General features: G+C 65.7%; 11 protein-coding genes and 3 pseudogenes. 12 read left to right on the top strand and 2 right to left on the bottom strand.

Annotated features, from left to right (window positions below):
• Positions 1-282: 282 nt before the first annotated feature.
• The 3 genes from ACVIGB_RS30025 (at position 283) to ACVIGB_RS30015 (ending at position 4,182) form a co-directional block, all read left to right on the top strand.
• Positions 283-546, top strand: coding sequence for a hypothetical protein (locus ACVIGB_RS30025; protein ID WP_456719940.1), 264 nt, complete (start codon positions 283-285; stop codon positions 544-546).
• Positions 547-871: 325 nt separating this feature from the next.
• Positions 872-2,239 (top strand): HlyD family secretion protein, encoded by a 1,368-nt coding sequence (locus ACVIGB_RS30020; protein ID WP_456719941.1) that lies wholly within the window; start codon positions 872-874, stop codon positions 2,237-2,239.
• Positions 2,236-4,182, top strand: a complete 1,947-nt coding sequence (locus ACVIGB_RS30015) for a glycosyltransferase (protein ID WP_456719942.1) — start codon at positions 2,236-2,238, stop codon at positions 4,180-4,182. Before ACVIGB_RS30020 ends, ACVIGB_RS30015 begins: the two co-directional genes overlap by 4 nt.
• Before the next feature lie 98 nt (positions 4,183-4,280).
• Here the strand turns inward: ACVIGB_RS30015 and ACVIGB_RS30010 are convergent, their stop codons facing one another.
• Positions 4,281-7,073, bottom strand: coding sequence for a [protein-PII] uridylyltransferase (locus ACVIGB_RS30010; RefSeq protein ID WP_456749247.1), 2,793 nt, complete (start codon positions 7,071-7,073; stop codon positions 4,281-4,283).
• A 198-nt stretch (positions 7,074-7,271) separates the two neighbouring features.
• Here ACVIGB_RS30010 and ACVIGB_RS30005 point away from each other — a divergent pair, with 198 nt between their 5' ends.
• The 6 genes and pseudogenes from ACVIGB_RS30005 to ACVIGB_RS29980 all read left to right on the top strand — a co-directional run.
• On the top strand, positions 7,272-8,246 hold the full coding sequence (locus tag ACVIGB_RS30005) for an aliphatic sulfonate ABC transporter substrate-binding protein (protein ID WP_456719943.1): 975 nt from the start codon (positions 7,272-7,274) through the stop codon (positions 8,244-8,246).
• 220 nt (positions 8,247-8,466) lie between these two features.
• The gene (locus tag ACVIGB_RS30000) at positions 8,467-9,303 is read left to right on the top strand and encodes an ABC transporter permease (RefSeq protein ID WP_456725045.1); all 837 of its coding nucleotides are present in this window, start codon (positions 8,467-8,469) and stop codon (positions 9,301-9,303) included.
• Complete coding sequence (locus tag ACVIGB_RS29995; RefSeq protein ID WP_456719944.1) at positions 9,303-10,088, top strand: ABC transporter ATP-binding protein; 786 nt, start codon at positions 9,303-9,305, stop codon at positions 10,086-10,088. The genes ACVIGB_RS30000 and ACVIGB_RS29995 overlap by 1 nt, the downstream gene beginning before the upstream one ends.
• A 56-nt stretch (positions 10,089-10,144) precedes the next feature.
• On the top strand, positions 10,145-10,654 hold the full coding sequence (locus ACVIGB_RS29990) for an OsmC family protein (RefSeq protein WP_092120317.1): 510 nt from the start codon (positions 10,145-10,147) through the stop codon (positions 10,652-10,654).
• Between the two features lie 158 nt (positions 10,655-10,812).
• Positions 10,813-11,355 (top strand): annotated as a pseudogene (locus ACVIGB_RS29985) (hypothetical protein); the annotation flags it as partial.
• 22 nt (positions 11,356-11,377) lie between these two features.
• A pseudogene (locus tag ACVIGB_RS29980) lies at positions 11,378-11,497 on the top strand (MutS-related protein); the annotation flags it as partial.
• Positions 11,498-11,506: 9 nt separating this feature from the next.
• Here ACVIGB_RS29980 and mutS read toward each other — a convergent pair.
• Positions 11,507-14,207: pseudogene (gene mutS / locus ACVIGB_RS29975) on the bottom strand (DNA mismatch repair protein MutS).
• A gap of 213 nt (positions 14,208-14,420) precedes the next feature.
• Between mutS and pcaF the strand changes: the two are divergent.
• The 3 genes from pcaF (at position 14,421) to pcaG (ending at position 17,039) form a co-directional block, all read left to right on the top strand.
• The gene (gene pcaF, locus ACVIGB_RS29970) at positions 14,421-15,629 is read left to right on the top strand and encodes a 3-oxoadipyl-CoA thiolase (protein WP_456719947.1); all 1,209 of its coding nucleotides are present in this window, start codon (positions 14,421-14,423) and stop codon (positions 15,627-15,629) included.
• 105 nt (positions 15,630-15,734) lie between these two features.
• Positions 15,735-16,436, top strand: a complete 702-nt coding sequence (pcaH, locus tag ACVIGB_RS29965; RefSeq protein ID WP_456719948.1) for a protocatechuate 3,4-dioxygenase subunit beta — start codon at positions 15,735-15,737, stop codon at positions 16,434-16,436.
• Positions 16,437-17,039 carry a protocatechuate 3,4-dioxygenase subunit alpha gene (pcaG, locus tag ACVIGB_RS29960; RefSeq protein ID WP_456719949.1) on the top strand — a complete coding sequence of 201 codons (603 nt, stop codon included), beginning with the start codon at positions 16,437-16,439 and terminating at the stop codon, positions 17,037-17,039.
• Positions 17,040-17,135: the final 96 nt, after the last annotated feature.

Below are 17,135 nucleotides of genomic sequence, written 5' to 3'. Positions count from 1 at the left end.
ACTGCATACTAGCAGCTTTCTCGACGTCCGAACGGGATCGTGGGGGCGATTTAGGCGATCCGCTCGCGTGGCGCGAGATCGCGCGGAAGGCGCAATCGCCGGACGAACTCAGGCCCAGGTTGCGGCTATACCAAAGTATGTCGTCCCCATCCGAATGTAACGGCCGGATCAACCTCCGTTCAATGGCCGGTTTCCTCCCGGCGGCTACGCTTATTGGGTAACTCGATGACAGTAGAGGCCTTTCGGGGTTCAGCAATCGCCAATCAGAGACAGGAGATTGAAATGCCCAACACGCGCCTGCATCTGATCCTTTGCTCCGACGACGTCGCGCGCGAGACGACTCAGAGACGCAACCGCAGCTTCCAGCCCTCCGTGATCGACGGCGGCAAGCAAGCAGCGACCGTGCAGGCCGACAATTCCTGGATCGATCTGCTCGACGTCTTCGATTTGAGCGTTGTGCTCTGTCAGGCGAGCTACCTGGCCTTGCTGGGGGCAAGCCTCGCGGCGCTGCAGCCGCAATTGAACGTGCCGGATCCAGGGTCGTAGCCCGCTCTGGATCCAAGTCCGGCAGGCTGCCGGGACCGACGCGCTGGCTGCTCACGCCTGGGTCGCGCAAAACGGGTCCGACAACAGCCTCCGTGAGAGCCCGGAATCCACTCCCCGTCTAGCCCCGGCCCTGATGGATTCCGGGCTCAGTCCCTGCAGGTGCACCGAGCTCCTGAACGTGGCGAATTGCAGCAGTTTTTCCGAAAGATGGCCGGTTCGCTTTAGCCGCTTTTGAAGCACCTGACTATTGGATCTGTCGGGCCACAGTATCGCTCCGCCGAGTTGTGCGTTGGTTTGCGCACTGACAGTTCAGGGGCCGGTCATCATGAATCAGGCGCAGCCGCAGAAGCCGCTTCCCGAAGGCGATATTTCCGTCATCAAGGACGAGGAAGCGGGCGCGCGGGGATTGCAGCGCGACTTGCAGGACCGCTTGCGTCCGGCGGACGACGAGCCGGTCAGCGAGCCTGTCAATGATAGCGCCCCCCATCCCGAAGCGCCTGCAGGCTCGGGCCGGTGGGTTCGACGCCTGCTCAAGGTCGGCATTGGCCTCGCCCTCGTCGCGATCTTCGGATGGCTGCCGCTGAAAGCCGTGTTGCAGACCTCGAGCGTCGAGGCCGTGGTCAATGCCAGGATCGTAACCCTGCGCTCGCCGATCGACGGCACCGTGAGTGCGAAGCCGCAGATCTCCACGCAGCTCAGTGTGGTCCACGAAGGCGACACGATCCTTCATGTCGTCAACGCGCGCGGCGATCGGGTGCGGCTCGACGATCTCCGGCGGCAGATGTCCCGGATGGAGAATGAGCGCCCGAGTCTCGCCGCAAAGCTTGCGGCCGCCGAGACGTCGCAACAGGACCTCGCGCGCCAGGCGGCCCAGTTCCGCGACGGCCGCATCCTCCAGCTCGAGGCGCGCATCGCCGAAATCCAGACCGCGATCGAGGCCGCGGCCGCGCGACGGGAAGAAGCGACGGCGGCGGTTGAACGCGCCTCGTCGCTGATCAAATCGGGCAGTGTCTCGACGGTCGAAATGGCCCGGCTGACGCGCGAGCAGGCGATCGCCCATCAGACCGAGATAGGCGCGCAGCGCCGGCTCGACGCCGCCAAGGTCGAACTCACCGCGGCAAGGAACGGCACCTATCTTGGCGACAGCTACAATGACCGGCCGAGTTCCGTGCAACGCGAAGAGGAGATGCGCCAGCGCGTCAGCGATCTGCGCGCCGATCTGGTGCATTCCGATGCGGAGATTGACTGGCTCACCCACGAGATTGCCTCGGAGCAATTGCACTACGTTAACCGGGCCGAAGCCGACATCAAGGCGCCGGTCGGCGGGCGCATCTGGGAGATGATGACGTCGCCCGGCGAGGACGTCAGGGCCGGGCAGCCCTTGCTCAAGTTGCTCGATTGCACCGGCGCGGTGGTTACCGCCAATGTCACCGAAGGCGTCTATAACCGCCTCAAGCTCGGCGAGCAGGCGAGCTTCGAGCCGAACGATGGCAGCGCCGCGATCCAGGGTGAGATCGTCAACCTTACCGGCGCGTCCGGTGCGCCCGCGAACCTCGCGATCAATCCGGATGCGCTGAACAAGGAACCGTATCGTGTGACGGTCTCGATGCCGGAGCTCGACACCACGGGCAAGGATTGCGCGGTCGGCCGCACCGGGCGGGTGGTGTTCAACGCGGACGCAGCAAAGTCATGATGGCGGCATTCGCGCCCGGGCTGGTCGCCTTCGGCGCCTGTCTTGCGATCCTGCCGCTGCTCCGGCGCGAGCAGACGCTGGGGCGCGTCATGATGACCGGCATATCGTTCCTGCTGCTGTTGCACTACTTCGTCTGGCGGGTGACCCAGACCTTGCCGCCGTTGGGGCTCACCGCCGACGCGGTGGTCGGCTATCCCTTCGTGGCGGCCGAGGCGGCCTCGATGATCGCGGTGTGCCTGTCGCTGCTGTTCCTCAGCCGCACCATCGACCGCTCGCCCGCGGTCAATGCCATCCTGCGTCAATCCAAGGCGCCGACGGATGCGCCGCTCGTCGACGTCTTCATCTGCACCTACAATGAGGAGAAGGCGATCCTCGAGCGCACCATCATCGGCGCGACGGGGCTGAACTATCCCAACTATCGCGTCTGGGTGCTCGACGACGGGCGGCGGCCTTGGTTGCGCCGGCTCGCCCAGGAGCTCGGCTGCAATTACCTGACCCGTCCGGACAACCGCCACGCCAAGGCCGGCAACATCAATCATGCGCTCCGGCACGTATCCGCCCTGCCGGACCGCCCTGAATTCATCTCGATCCTCGATGCGGATTTTGTCCCGATGCCGGACTTCCTGACACGGGCGATGAGCCTGATGCAGGACGGCACCGTCGGCGTCGTGCAGACACCGCAGCACTTCATCAATCCGGATCCGATCCAGACCAATCTCGCCGCAACCGACGTCTGGCCCGACGAACAGCGTTTCTTCTTCGACATCCTGATGCCGGCCAAGGACGCCTGGGGCACGGCATTTTGCTGCGGCACCTCATCGCTGATCCGCTTTTCCGGCCTGATGCAGATCGGCGGCTTTCCGACCGATTCGGTGACGGAGGATTATCTCGTCACGCTGCGCCTGAAGGAAAGGGGATTGCGCACGGTCTATCTCAACGAGCGCCTGACCATCGGCCTCGCGCCGGAGGGATTGAAGGAATACATCACGCAGCGCGGGCGCTGGTGTCTCGGCTTCATGCAGATCTTCAGGGGCCGCAGCGGGCCGTTCTCGCGGCAATCGAAGCTCGCCTTCATGGACCGGCTGTCGCTGGTCGACGCTTTCATGAGCTGGGCGGCGGTCTATGGCACCAAGGTTTTCGGCCTGGTCGTGCCGTGGCTCTATCTGCTGTTCGGCATCAAGGCGGTTCATGCCGATCTGTTCGAGCTTCTGAAGTACTTCATGCCGTTCTATGTCTGGCACGCCTTCACCATGGCCTGGATCTCGCGCGGTCGCTCGCTCGCGATCATGACCGACGTGTCGCAATACATCGCAGCCCCGGCGGTCCTGAAGGCGGTCGTGACCGGCCTCGCCAAGCCGCAAGGCCACAAGTTCAAAGTGACGGCCAAGGGCGGCGACCGCAATCGCCGCTTCATCGAGTGGCCGCTGCTGCGGCTCTATGGCAGCGCCTTGCTCATCACGCTGCTGGCGATCGCTTACGCATTCATCCTGCATCTGCGCGGCGACAGCATCGCCTATGGCGGGCTGGCGCTGGCCTGGAGCCTCTATAATTGCGCCGTGCTCGCGATCGTGTGCTTCATTTGCATCGAGCAGCCGCGCCGTCGCAAGGCCGAGCGCTTCGAGCGTGACGAGCCGATCCTGATTCACGAAGGTACGGAGCCGCGGCTGGTCCGGATGGTCGACATTTCGATCTCGGGCGCGCGCTTCATCGATCCCGCCCCTCCCGCAATCGGCGCCTCGATTAAGTGCAATGTCTACGGACAGAACGTGGCCGCGCTCGTGGTCCGCCGCACCCGCGATGGCTTCGGCGTCCGTTTCGAGGACGCGGTTGCGACGCGGATCAATGTCGTGCGCGCATTCTATGCCGGCGAATATGTCCGCGCCTTCCGCAGTGTCCGCGCAGCGCCGGTCGGCAAGGCCCTGCTGATGCGGCTGTTCGGCTAGAGCGGCATGAATGAGGTGGGCCTGCAGCAGTCCCATCCGTCGTCATTCCCCATGCGCAATTGCGCATCGGGGAATGACGAGTGGAGAGAGGCGACGCGTCAAGCCGCCGGCTTCGCCGCCTGGTCCTCGGTCGACAACAGATGCAGCAGCGCGCTCTTGATCGCGGCCTGCCGGGTCGGCGCGCTGATCTGCGCGCCGAGCAGGTCGGTGACATAGAACACGTCGCGGGCGCGTTCGCCGAACGTCGCGACATGCGCCGAGGCGATGTTGAGGTTGAGCTTCGAGATTGCTGTCGTCAGCTGGTAGAGCAGGCCGGGGCGGTCGAGGCCGGAGACCTCGATCACGGTGTAGCGGTCGGACCACTGGTTGTTGATGGTCACTTCGGGCTCGACGATGAACGGCCGCGCCTTGCTGCGCACCGCGCGCTTCGCCACCGCCTCGGGCAACCTGAGCTTGCCTTCCAGCACCTGCTCGATCATCTCGCCGATCCGCGTCGCGCGGCGGCCCTCGTCATCGTCGCGGTCGTATTCGCGCGAGATCGAGATGGTGTCGAGCGCGCGGCCGTCGGTCGTGGTGTAGATCTGCGCGTCGACGATGTTGGCGCCGGCCGAGGCGCAGGCGCCGGCGATGATCGACAGCAGCCAGGGATGGTCGGTCGCCAGAATCGTGAGCTCGGTGACGGCACGGACCTCGTCGAAGCCGACATTGATCGCCAGCTTGTGGCCGGCCTGCTCGCTGGCGCGGATGAAGCGCGCCTGGCGGATCTTGCGTTGCAGCTCGACCTTGAGCCAGTAGGCCGGGTAGTGCCGGCCGATATAGGCGTTGAGCTCGACCTCCGGCCATTCGGTGAAGGCGCGGCGGAACTCGGCCTGCGCCACCGCGATGCGCTGGGCGCGGTTGACCTCCGAGAAGCCGCCGGTCAGCACCGGCTCGGTCTCGTAATACAGCGTGCGCAGGAGCTGCGCCTTCCAGCCGTTCCAGACGCCGGGGCCGACGCCGCGAATGTCGGCGGTGGTCAGGATCGTGAGCAGCTTCATCTGCTCGACCGACTGCACCACGGCGGCGAAATTCTCGATGGTCTTGCGGTCCGACAAATCGCGCGATTGCGCCACCGTCGACATCGTCAGATGTTCCTCGATCAGCCATGCCACCAGCTCGGTATCGGCTGCCGAGAAGCCGAGCCGCGGGCAGAGCCGCCGCGCCACCTTGGCGCCGGCGATCGAGTGATCCTCAGGCCTGCCCTTGGCGATGTCGTGCAGCAGGGTCGCGATATAGATCACCGGGCGGTGCTCGGGACGAATCTTGCGGAACAGGTCGCTGGCGACCGTGAACTCCTCATTGCCGCCGCGCTCGATGTCCTGCAGGAAGCCGATGCAGCGGAGCAGATGCTCGTCCACCGTATAGTGGTGGTACATGTTGAACTGCATCATCGAGACGATCTTGCCGAAGGCGCGGATGAAATGGCCGAGCACGCCGGTCTCGTTCATCCGCCGCAGCACGGTCTCCGCATCGTTCGAGGTCAGGATCTCCATGAACAGGCGGTTGGCTTCCTCGTTGTCGCGGAGCTGGGTGTTGATCAGCTTCAGCGAGCGCGTCACCGTGCGCATCGCATCGGGATGGAAGGCAAGGTTGTTCTGCTGCGCGAGGCGGAAGATCCGGATCAGGTTGACCGGATCGTGCTTGAACACATCGGGCGCGGCGAGGTTGATGCGGTTGTTGTCGACGATGAAGTCGTCGCTGCCGGCCACCCGCCGCCGCTTGGTGCCGGGCCGCAGCCGCGCCACCATCCGGCTCAGCACCGGCGCCGGCTTGTTGTGCTCCTCCTCGAGCTTGGCGCACAGGATCGCGGTGAGGTCGCCGACGTCTTTCGCGATCAGGAAGTAGTGCTTCATGAAGCGCTCGACGTCCTGCATGCCGGGATGCGAGGTGTAGCCGAGGCGCACCGCGATCTCGCGCTGCATGTCGAACGACAGCCGCTCCTCGGCGCGTCCGGCGAAGAAGTGCAAATTGCAGCGGACCGACCACAGGAAGTCGGCGCAGCGGCGGAAGGTGCGGTACTCCTGTGCGTCGAACACGCCGCGTTCCAGCAGCTCATCGGTCTCGCGCACGCGGTAAACGTATTTGGCGATCCAGAACAGCGTATGCAGGTCGCGCAGGCCGCCCTTGCCGTCCTTGACGTTGGGCTCGACCAGATAGCGCGACTGGCCGGCGCGTCGATGCCGCTCCTCGCGCTCGGCGAGCTTGGCGGTGACGAATTCCGCCGCGGTGCCCTGCACCACTTCCTTGTCGAAGCGTTCGACCAGCTCGTCATAGAGCGGCTGGTCGCCGGTCAGGAAGCGGGTCTCCAGGATCGCGGTGCGGATCGTCATGTCGCCGCGCGCCTGGCGGATCGATTCATCGACCGAGCGCGTGGCGTGGCCGACCTTCAGCCCCATGTCCCAGAGGCAATACAGAATGGCTTCGGCGACCTGCTCGCCCCAGGCGGTCTGCTTGTAGGGCAGGATGAACAACAGATCGATGTCGGATTCCGGCGCCATCAGCCCGCGGCCATAGCCGCCGGTCGCGACCACCGCCATGCGTTCGGCGCCCGAGGGGATCGGCGAGTGGTAGAGATGCCGGGTCGCCGCCGCGTAGAGGATGCGGATGATCTCGTCCTGCACGAAGCACAGCCGTTCGGCGCAGCGCCGGCCGTGGCGGTCCTTCAGCAGCAGCTCCTGCGCCGTGGCGCGCGCCGCGATCAGCTCGGCCTTGAGCAGCTGCGCCATCGCGGCGCGGAACTGGTCCTCGCGGCCGGCATGCTGTTCGGCGAGTGCATTGACCGCCGCGGTGATCCGCTCGGTCTCGAAACGACCATCCGCTTCAGGGCGGACTTCGGCTACGACGCTGTCCATAGGTTCATCCGATATCGGACCAAGCTGTTGCTGTCACTGACCAAAGTATATGGACAGCAGCTCCATTCTGTTTCCTGGGCACCCAGAGCAAGCCTGTGCTCGCGCCGCCAAACAAAGGGTAGAGATTTTCTCGTTGACCGCAAGGCTAACTCATTGAATTAAAAGTGTGTTTCTTAATCAACCCAAGGGGGGCGACGAATGCAGAATTTTTCCCGGCGCGCGTTTGCGGCGCTGCTCGCGGTCTCGACGTTCTTGCCCGGCGCGGCGTTCGCCGCCGACGCGCTGAAGGAGATCCGGATCGACTGGGCGACCTACAATCCGGTGTCGATGGTCCTGAAGCAGAAGGGCCTGCTGGAGAAGGAGTTCGCCAAGGACGGCATCAGCATCGTCTGGGTTCAGTCGGCCGGCTCCAACAAGGCGCTCGAATTCCTCAATGCCGGCTCGATCGATCTCGGCTCGACCGCGGGCTCGGCCGCTTTGGTCGCCCGGATCAACGGCAACCCGATCAAGTCGATCTATGTCTATTCGCGCCCCGAATGGACCGCGCTGGTCACGACAAAGGATTCCAAGATCGCGTCGGTTGCCGACCTCAAGGGCAAGCGCGTCGCGGTGACGCGTGGCACCGACCCGCACATCTTCCTGGTCCGCGCGCTGCTCGGCGCCGGTCTGACCGAAAAGGACATCACGCCGGTGCTGCTGCAGCACGCCGACGGCAAGACTGCGCTGATCCGCGGCGACGTCGACGCCTGGGCCGGCCTCGACCCGATGATGGCGCAGGCCGAGGTCGAGGACGGCGCAAAACTGTTCTACCGCAAGGCCGACGCCAACACCTGGGGCATCCTCAATGTGCGCGAGGAGTTTTTGAAAGCGCACCCCGATATCGTCCGCCGCGTGCTCGGAGCTTACGAGGAGGCGCGAAAATATTCGCTGGCGAATTATGACGAGCTGAAGAAGACCTTCATCGCCGTCACCAAGCTGCCGGATGCCGTGGTCGACAAGCAGCTCAAGGAGCGTACCGAGCTGACCCACAGCCGGATCGGTGGCCCCCAGCGCGAGTCGATCTTGGCCGCGGGCCTCGCCCTGCAGCAGGCCGGCGTGATCGACGCCAAGACCGACGTGAAGGCCGCGCTCGACAGCCTGATCGACGATCAGGTCCCGCTGCCGACAAATTAGCTCCGTCGCCAAACTAGCTTCCGTCGTCCCGGCGAAAGCCGGGATCCATAACCACGAATGGCAATTGTTTGAGCTGGCTGGGTCCACAGCTCGCTTCAACAACTCGACCCTGTGGTTATGGGTCCCGGGTCGCGCTTCGCTTGCCCGGGACGACGCGGGGATGGAGTTGCGCGATCACCCACCTTGCAATCCCGCCGGAAGAATAGTTCTTGCTATGGCCATGACCGTTGACCTGCCCGCGCTGGAACAGACGGCCGCGCCGCGTGCGGCGTCGGCGCGGTGGTCGCGTTATGCGCGCCCCGTGCTCGGGCTCGTGCTGCCGGTCGCGCTCGCGCTAGGCTGGGAGTTGGTTGTCCATCTCGGCTATTCCAACGGCCGCCTCGTGCCGCCGCCGTCGAAGGTGTTCGAGACCATCGTGGCGCTCGCCAAAAGCGGCGAGCTGTCGCGCCATATCCTGGCGACGCTGTGGCGGGTCGGCGCGGGCTTTGCGCTCGGCGTTATTGCCGGCACCGTGTTCGGTGCGATCTCCGGCTACTGGAGCCTTGCGCGCCAGCTGCTCGATCCGACGGTGCAGGCCCTGCGCGCGATTCCCTCGCTCGCCTGGGTGCCGCTGTTCGTGCTCTGGCTCGGCATCTTCGAGACCTCGAAGGTCGCGCTGATCGCGATCGGCGTGTTCTTTCCGGTCTATCTCGGCGTGATGGGCGCAATTCTCTCGGTCGATCGCAAGATCGTCGAAGTCGGCCGCGTCTTCCGTCTCTCCGGACCTGCCATGATCCGCCGCATTCTCCTGCCCGCCGTGCTGCCGGCCTATGTGGTGGCGCTGCGGGTCGGTCTTGGTCTCGGCTGGATGTTCGTGGTCGCGGCCGAACTGATCGGCGCCTCCGAAGGGCTCGGCTATCTCTTGCTCGACGGCCAGCAACTCGGCAAGCCGGCGCAGATCCTCGCTGCGATCGTGATCTTCGCGATCCTCGGCAAGCTCACCGACTGGCTGATCGAGGTCGCGGCGGCGCCGCTGTTGCGCTGGCAGGACGCGTTCGGTGCACGGGGAGGGCAGTAATGCTGGCGCTGAAAGAGGTCGGCAAGACCTATCCGAACGGCGTCCACGCGCTGGAGCGCTTCTCGGCCGAAATTCTGCCCGGCGAGATCATCGCCATCATCGGCGGCTCCGGTTGCGGCAAGTCGACGCTGCTGCGCGCCATCGCCGGCCTCGATCGCGCCAGCACGGGCAGCGTGACGCTCGACAATGCGGCGATCACGTCGCCGCACGCCAAGATCGGCATCATCTTCCAGGAGCCGCGGCTGCTGCCCTGGCTCAGCGTCGCCGACAATATCGGCTTCGGCCTCGCCGATCTTCCGGCCGAGGTCAGGCGCGAACGGGTCGCATCCGCGCTCGCCCGCGTCGGCCTCGCCGACAAGGCCGCAGCCTGGCCGCGCGAATTGTCCGGCGGGCAGGCGCAGCGGGTCGCGATCGCCCGCGCTTTGGTGCCGCAGCCCGAAGTGCTGCTGCTCGACGAGCCGTTTTCGGCGCTCGATGCCTTCACGCGGCGCGACTTGCAGGACCATCTGCTTGATCTCTGGGCCGACACGCGGCCGACCCTGATCCTGGTCACCCACGACGTCGACGAGGCCGTGGTGCTGGCCGACCGCGTGCTGGTGATGCGGCCGCGGCCGGGCCGGCTATTCGAGGAGATCACCATCAATCTGGCGCGACCGCGCGACCGCAAATCGGAGCTGTTCGACACCTTCAAACGCCGCGTGCTGACCGCGCTCGACCGCTCGCTGGACCGTTCGGTGCGTGACGTCACGGACAAATCCAGCGCCGGCGAGGCGATGTGGTGGTGACATCCGCTCATTAAGGCCTTACATCGGCATAAAGAAGAACAGCCGGGAGCAGAACCATGGACTCCGCCGAACTCCGCGCAATGCAGGCTCCGATCAAGGAGCGCTACAAGTCCGATCCCCAGGCCGCCGTGATCACGCTGAAAGCCAAGGGCACGATCGACAGCGAAAGCCTGTCCTGCAAGGTCGAAACTGGGCGCGCGCTAGCGGTCGCCGGGCTGCACCCCGCCACCGGCGGCTCCGGGCTCGAGCTCTGCTCCGGCGACATGCTGCTGGAGGCGCTGGTCGCCTGCGCCGGCGTCACGCTGAAATCGGTCGCCACCGCCGTCGAGGTGCCGCTGAAGGTCGGCAACGTGTTCGCCGAGGGCGATCTCGATTTCCGCGGCACGCTCGGCGTCGACAAGGAGGCCCCGGTCGGCTTCCGCGAGATCCGCCTCCGCTTCGACGTCGGCACCGACGCGCCGCAGGACAAGCTCGATCTGCTGCTGAAGCTCACCGAGCGCTACTGCGTGGTCTATCAGACCATCAAGAACGGCCCGAAAGTGTCGGTGACGATGCAGCGGGTGTAGCCGCTTTCACCGGTGTCGTCCCGGCCTAGTGCGCAATTGCGCACGGGAGCCGGGACCTATACGCCGTGTCATCTCGATTCAAGCTCCGCTGCCCGACGACTTCGCTCCACACGAATAGTCGTGGTTATGGATCCCGGCCTTCGCCGGGATGACGCAGAATGTCCCCCGAACTCCACTTCGTCCTGCTCCTCGTGCTGCGCATGGCGGTTGCCGCCGCCTTCGTGGTCAGTGCGTCCGTCATCACGGAACGGTCGGGGCCGGTGATCGGCGCGCTGATCGCCACCCTGCCGATCTCTGCCGGGCCGTCCTACACCTTCCTCGCGCTCGATCATGACGCCGCCTTCATCGCCGAGGGCGCGCTGTCGAGCCTGCCGGTCAATGCCGCGACGATCTTCATGGGTCTCACCTACGCGGTGCTGGCGCAGCGTTTCAGCATGTTGATCAGTGCGGGTTCCGCGATCGCGTTGTGGCTCGTGCTCGGCACCATCATCCGTCAGTTCGCGTGGACGCTCGCCGGCGGGCTGATCCTCAATGCGATTGCGTTTGCGATCTGCATTCCGCTGCTCAGGCCTTATCGGCACGTCGCGAAAATGCCGCTGATCGCGCGGCGCTGGTACGATATTCCGCTGCGCGCCGCTCTGGTCGCGAGCCTGGTCGGTACGGTCGTCACCGCGTCGACCTGGGTCGGTCCGCGCGTCGCGCGACGCCGGTACGTAAGAGCCTGCAGCTGATGACCTGGCGCGCGGGCGCTCGACCTTCATGGTCGAGATGGTCGAGACCGCCGTGATCCTGAACCAGGCGAGCGAACGGTCGCTGGTCATCATGCTCGACGAAATCGGCCGCGCGCTCTAATCAGCGACCTTCGACGGATTTCGCTGTCGATCGCTTCGGCAGTTTCGCCCGCGATACGTACATCAGCGCTCGCGCGGCGACATTTCGTCGGGAAGTGCCTTCACCGCAAGCCGCTCGCTCGCACGTCTCGCTTCGCGCGGGACGCACTATCAGCGAGCTGACGCGCGCTCTGGCGCGCCTGGCTTCGCGCCAGCACCGATTTGGCGCGCGTGATCACGGCGGGCGGCAGGCCGGCGAGCTTTGCGACCTGGATGCCGTAGGAGCGGTCGGCGGAGCCCGGCAGCACCTCGTGCAGGAACACGACGTCGCCCTGCCACTCCTTCACCCGCACCGTGGCGTTGAACATCCGCGGCAGCTTGGCCGAGAGCGCGGTCAGCTCGTGATAGTGCGTCGCGAACAGCGTGCGGCAGCGGTTGCTTTCGTGCAGGTGCTCGATCGCGGCCCAAGCGATCGACAGGCCGTCGAAGGTCGCTGTTCCGCGGCCGATTTCGTCGAGGATGACCAGCGACCGTTCGCTCGCCTGGTTCAGGATCACGGCGGTCTCGACCATCTCGACCATGAAGGTCGAGCGCCCGCGCGCCAGGTCATCAGCTGCACCGACGCGCGAGAACAGCCGGTCGACGATGCCGAGCCGCGCGCGCGACGCCGGTACGTAAGAGCCGATCTGCGCCAAGAGCGCGATCAGCGCATTCTGGCGCAGGAAGGTCGATTTGCCGGCCATGTTCGGGCCGGTGATCAGCCAGAGCTGCCCGGATTTCTGTCCCGGCGCCGGCGACAGATCGCAGGCATTGGCGATGAACGGCTGGCCGTCGCGCTTCAGCGCCTGCTCGACCACCGGATGGCGGCCGCCCTCGATCGCAAAGCCGAGCGAGCCGTCGACGTCGGGCCGCACGTAATTGTCGTCGATCGCAAGCTTCGCCAGCGAAGTCGCGACGTCGAGCATCGCAAAGGCATGCGCGGCGTTGCGCAGATCGTCGCTGGCGGCGAGCGCCAGCGCGCTGAGGCGCTCGAAGATCTCGAGCTCGAGATTGAGCGCACGCTCGCCGGCATTGGCGATCTTCGCTTCGGTCTCGCCGAGCTCTGCCGTGGTGAAGCGGACCTGCCCGGCGAGCGTCTGGCGATGGATGAAGGTCGCATTGAGCGGCGGCGCGAACAGCTTGTCGCCATGCTGCGCGGTGACCTCGACGAAATAGCCCAGCACATTGTTGTGCCGGATCTTCAGCGTCTTGATGCCGGTGTCCTCGGCGTAGCGCGCCTGCATCGCGGCGACGACGAGGCGCGAGGCATCGCGCAAATTCCGGCTTTCATCGAGCGCGGCCTCATAGCCTTCGCGGACGAAGCCGCCGTCGCGCTTGATCAGCGGCAATTGCTCGGAGAGTGCGCGGGAGAATTCCTGCGCCAGATCGCGTGACGGGCGCTGCAGCGCCGCCATCACGGTCGACACCTCGGCCGGCGGATTGGCAAGCTGCGCCAATAGCTCCAGCGCCTGATCGGCGGCTAGGATGCCGTCGCGCAGGCTCGCAAGGTCGCGCGGCCCGCCGCGGCCGACCGAGAGCCGCGCCAGCGCGCGCGACATGTCGGGCGCCGCGCGCAGCACCGTTCTGACGTCCTCGCGCGCCGCGGAATCCGCAACGAAGGCGGAGACGGCGTCGAGCCGCCGCGCGATCACGGCAACATCGGTGAGCGGCGCGGCAAGGCGCTGCGCCAAGAGGCGCGAGCCCGCCGCTGTCGCGGTGCAGTCGATCGCATCGAGCAGCGAGCCGCGGCGTTCGCCGGCTAGCGTCCGCGTCAGTTCGAGATTGGCGCGGGTCGCCGGGTCGATCGCCATCGTGGTGCCGGCAGCCTCGCGCGCCGGCGGCGACAGCGGTGGACGTCTGCCGACCTGGGTGCGGTCGATATAGGTGACGGCCGCGGCCGCGGCGGTCGCCTCCAGCCGCGACATCGCGGAGAGGCCGTCCATGGTCGCGACCGCGAAATAGTCGCACAGCCGCCGCTCGGCGGTAGCGCTGTCGAACACGTCGCGGGTCAGCGGTGTCACCGACGGCAGCTCGCGCAAGGTCGGCGCAAGTTCGTTGTCGCTGTACAGCGCGTCAGTGACGATGGCCTCGTTCGGATTGATGCGCGCCAGCGTCGCCGCGAGCTCTGATGTCGCGCACTCCGTCACCATGAATTCGGAGGTCGAGATGTCGATCCAGGCAAGGCCGAGACGATCCGCGCCGGCCGAGCCGCGGGCGCGCGCGATCGCGATCAGGTAATTGTTGGTGCGGGCGTCGAGCAGCGTGTCTTCGGTCAGCGTGCCCGGCGTCACCAGCCGCACCACGCCGCGGCGGACCACGCTCTTGTTGCCGCGAGCCTTTGCCTCCGCGGGATTTTCGGTCTGCTCGCAGACCGCGACGCGGTGGCCGGCGCCGATCAGGCGATGCAGATAGTCCTCGGAGCGCTCGACCGGCACGCCGCACATCGGGATGTCCATGCCCTGATGCTTCCCGCGTTTGGTCAGCACGATGCCGAGCGTCTTCGAGGCGATCTCGGCGTCCTCGAAGAACAGCTCGTAGAAATCGCCCATCCGGTAGAACAGCAGCAGGCCGGGGTGGGCCGCCTTGATCTCCAGATACTGTTCCATCATCGGTGTGACGCGCGACGGCGCCTCGGCGGCGGGAGCGGGCTCGGGCGGAACGGGGATGGGCTGCTGAATGGTCATGAGGGCCGGGAAGCTACAAAATTTCGCAGCGCGGTCCTATCCGCGAGGTCGGGGTTTTCCACCCTGTCCACGGTGCCAATTATGTCAGCCCTCACGGTAATGCGTGCAGGGCGCGCAGTGCCGTCAATTGACCTGCCGCGGGCACGCTCCTAAAACTCACCCCAAGTTCCAGCCTATCCAGCGCCTAAGTCGCGGCATTCAGGGAGAGATTCAATGCGTGATGTCTATATTTGCGATGCCGTCCGGACTCCGATCGGCCGTTTCGGCGGTTCGCTCGCTAAGGTGCGCGCCGACGATCTCGCGGCGGCCCCGATCAAGGCGCTGATGGCCAAGCACCCGACGCTGGACTGGAATCAGGTCGACGAGGTCTATTTCGGCTGCGCCAACCAGGCCGGCGAGGACAACCGCAACGTCGCGCGCATGGCGCTGTTGCTCGCCGGCATGCCGGAATCGGTTCCCGGCCAGACCCTGAACCGGCTCTGTGCCTCCGGCCTCGACGCGGTCGGTGCCGCAGGCCGCGCCATCCGCGCCGGCGAGATCGATTTCGCGATCGCGGGCGGCGTCGAATCGATGACGCGCGCGCCGTTCGTAATGGGCAAGGCCGCGGAAGCTTTCTCGCGCTCGTCCGACATCTACGACACCACGATCGGCTGGCGCTTCATCAATCCGCTGATGAAGGCGCAGTATGGCGTCGATGCGATGCCGGAGACCGGCGAGAACGTCGCCGAGGAATTCCAGGTCTCGCGCGCCGATCAGGATGCGATGGCGATCCGCTCGCAGCAGCGCGCGGGTGCGGCGATCGCGTCGGGCTATTTCGCCGAGGAGATCGTGCCGATCCAGGTGCCCGGCGGCAAGGCCGGCCCGATCACCGTCGACAAGGACGAGCATCCGCGGCCGGAGACCACGCTCGAAGCTCTCGCCAAGCTGAAGCCGATCGTGCGCAATCCGGGCACGGTGACCGCGGGCAACGCGTCGGGTGTCAATGACGGCGCCGCCGCGATGATCCTTGCCTCCGAGGCTGCGGTGAAGAAGCACGGCCTGACCCCGCGCGCAAAAATCCTCGGCCTTGCCTCGGCCGCGGTGCCGCCGCGCATCATGGGCATCGGCCCAGTGCCGGCGACCAGGAAGCTGGTCGAGCGGCTCGGCATCAAGGTGTCGGACTTCGATCTGATCGAGCTCAACGAGGCCTTCGCTTCGCAGGGCATCGCCTGCCTGCGCCAGCTCGGCGTCAAGGAAGATGCCGATTTCGTCAATCCGCATGGCGGCGCGATCGCGCTCGGCCATCCACTCGGCATGAGCGGCGCGCGGCTGGTGCTGACCGCCGTGCACGGCATGGAGAAGCGAGGCGGGAAGCTTGCCTTGGCAACTATGTGCGTCGGGGTCGGCCAGGGCGTTGCGGTCGCGATCGAAAAGCTGAACTAATCCAATGGCTCGGAGGGGCTGAAAACAGCCCTTCCCCAATTTGGTTATGCATTATAATGATCTGATGTGAGCTCGCGGGGCGCGTGGGCCGCGGAGGAATTCGCCATGACCTTACTCTATCCGCTGCAATCGCTTGCGGCGCATCCGGCGCGGCTGTCGCCGGACTATCGCTCCACCGTGAAGCGCTCGCCGCAGAAGCCGCTGATCCCGATGCGGCACACGCTCTCCGAATTGACCGGGCCGGTCTATGGCCATGAGACGGTGCGCGCACACGACAACGATCTCACCATCCAGGCCAAGGGCGAGCCGCTCGGCGAGCGCATCATCGTGCATGGTCACGTGCGCGACGAGGACGGCCGTGGTGTGCCCAACACGCTGGTCGAGCTGTGGCAGGCCAATGCCTGCGGCCGCTACATCCATGTCGTCGACCAGCATCCGGCGCCGCTCGATCCCAATTTCACCGGCGCCGGCCGCACGCAATCCGATGCCGACGGTTACTACAAGTTCATCACCATCAAGCCCGGCGCCTATCCGTGGGGCAATCACCACAATGCGTGGCGCCCCGCGCATATCCACTTCTCGGTGTTCGGGCATTCCTTCATCTCGCGGCTGGTGACGCAGATGTACTTCCCCGGCGATCCGCTGTTCCCGTTCGATCCGATCTTCAACTCGGTGACGGACGAGAAGGCGCGGGCGCGGATGATCTCGTCGTTCGATCTCGATAACACCCAACCGGAATGGGCGCTGTGCTACCGCTTCGATATCGTGCTGCGCGGGCGCAACGCCACGCCGATGGAGACCAGGTAAGTGTCGAACCAGCGTCCTGATGGAATCACGCCCTCGCAGACCGTCGGCCCCTACTTCAAGTACGGCCTGACGCCGAACGGCGAGTACGAATGGAACGACGCCTTCACCAACAACCTGCTGACGCCTGACGTCTCGGGCGAACGGATTCGCGTCGAGGGCACCGTCTATGATGGCGACGGCGCCGTGATCCCGGATTGCATGCTGGAGATCTGGCAGGCCGATAGCCAGGGCCGCTTCTCCGACCCGCAGGATGCGCGCGCGCTGCCGAACTCCTCCTTCAAGGGTTTTGGCCGCTGTGGCACCGACAAGAGCGGCTTCTATGCCTTCGACACCATCAAGCCAGGCGTGGTGCCGGACGCCGACGGCAAGCCGCAGGCGCCGCACATTCTGCTCGCGGTGTTCGCGCGCGGCATGCTGCTGCATCTCTACACCCGGATCTACTTCGACGACGAAGCCGGCAACACCGGCGATCCTGTGCTCGCATTGGTGCCGGCCGATCGCCGCGCCACGCTGATTGCGAAGCGCAAGGCCGGCGCGGGCAACACCTACACGTTCGACGTCCATCTGCAGGGCGACAACGAAACGGTGTTCTTCGACGTCTAGCCGCTGACCGCGCCCGGCGGCGCGCAAATCCAGCATGAAGGGACGACCCAAATCCGCTGCGCGCCCTCGCCGCAGCGGATTTCGCTTGACTATGCA

Source organism: Bradyrhizobium sp. USDA 4341, from assembly GCF_054063755.1.
Note: the sequence above shows the minus strand (reverse complement) of the source record. Positions and strands in the feature narration are given on the sequence as shown.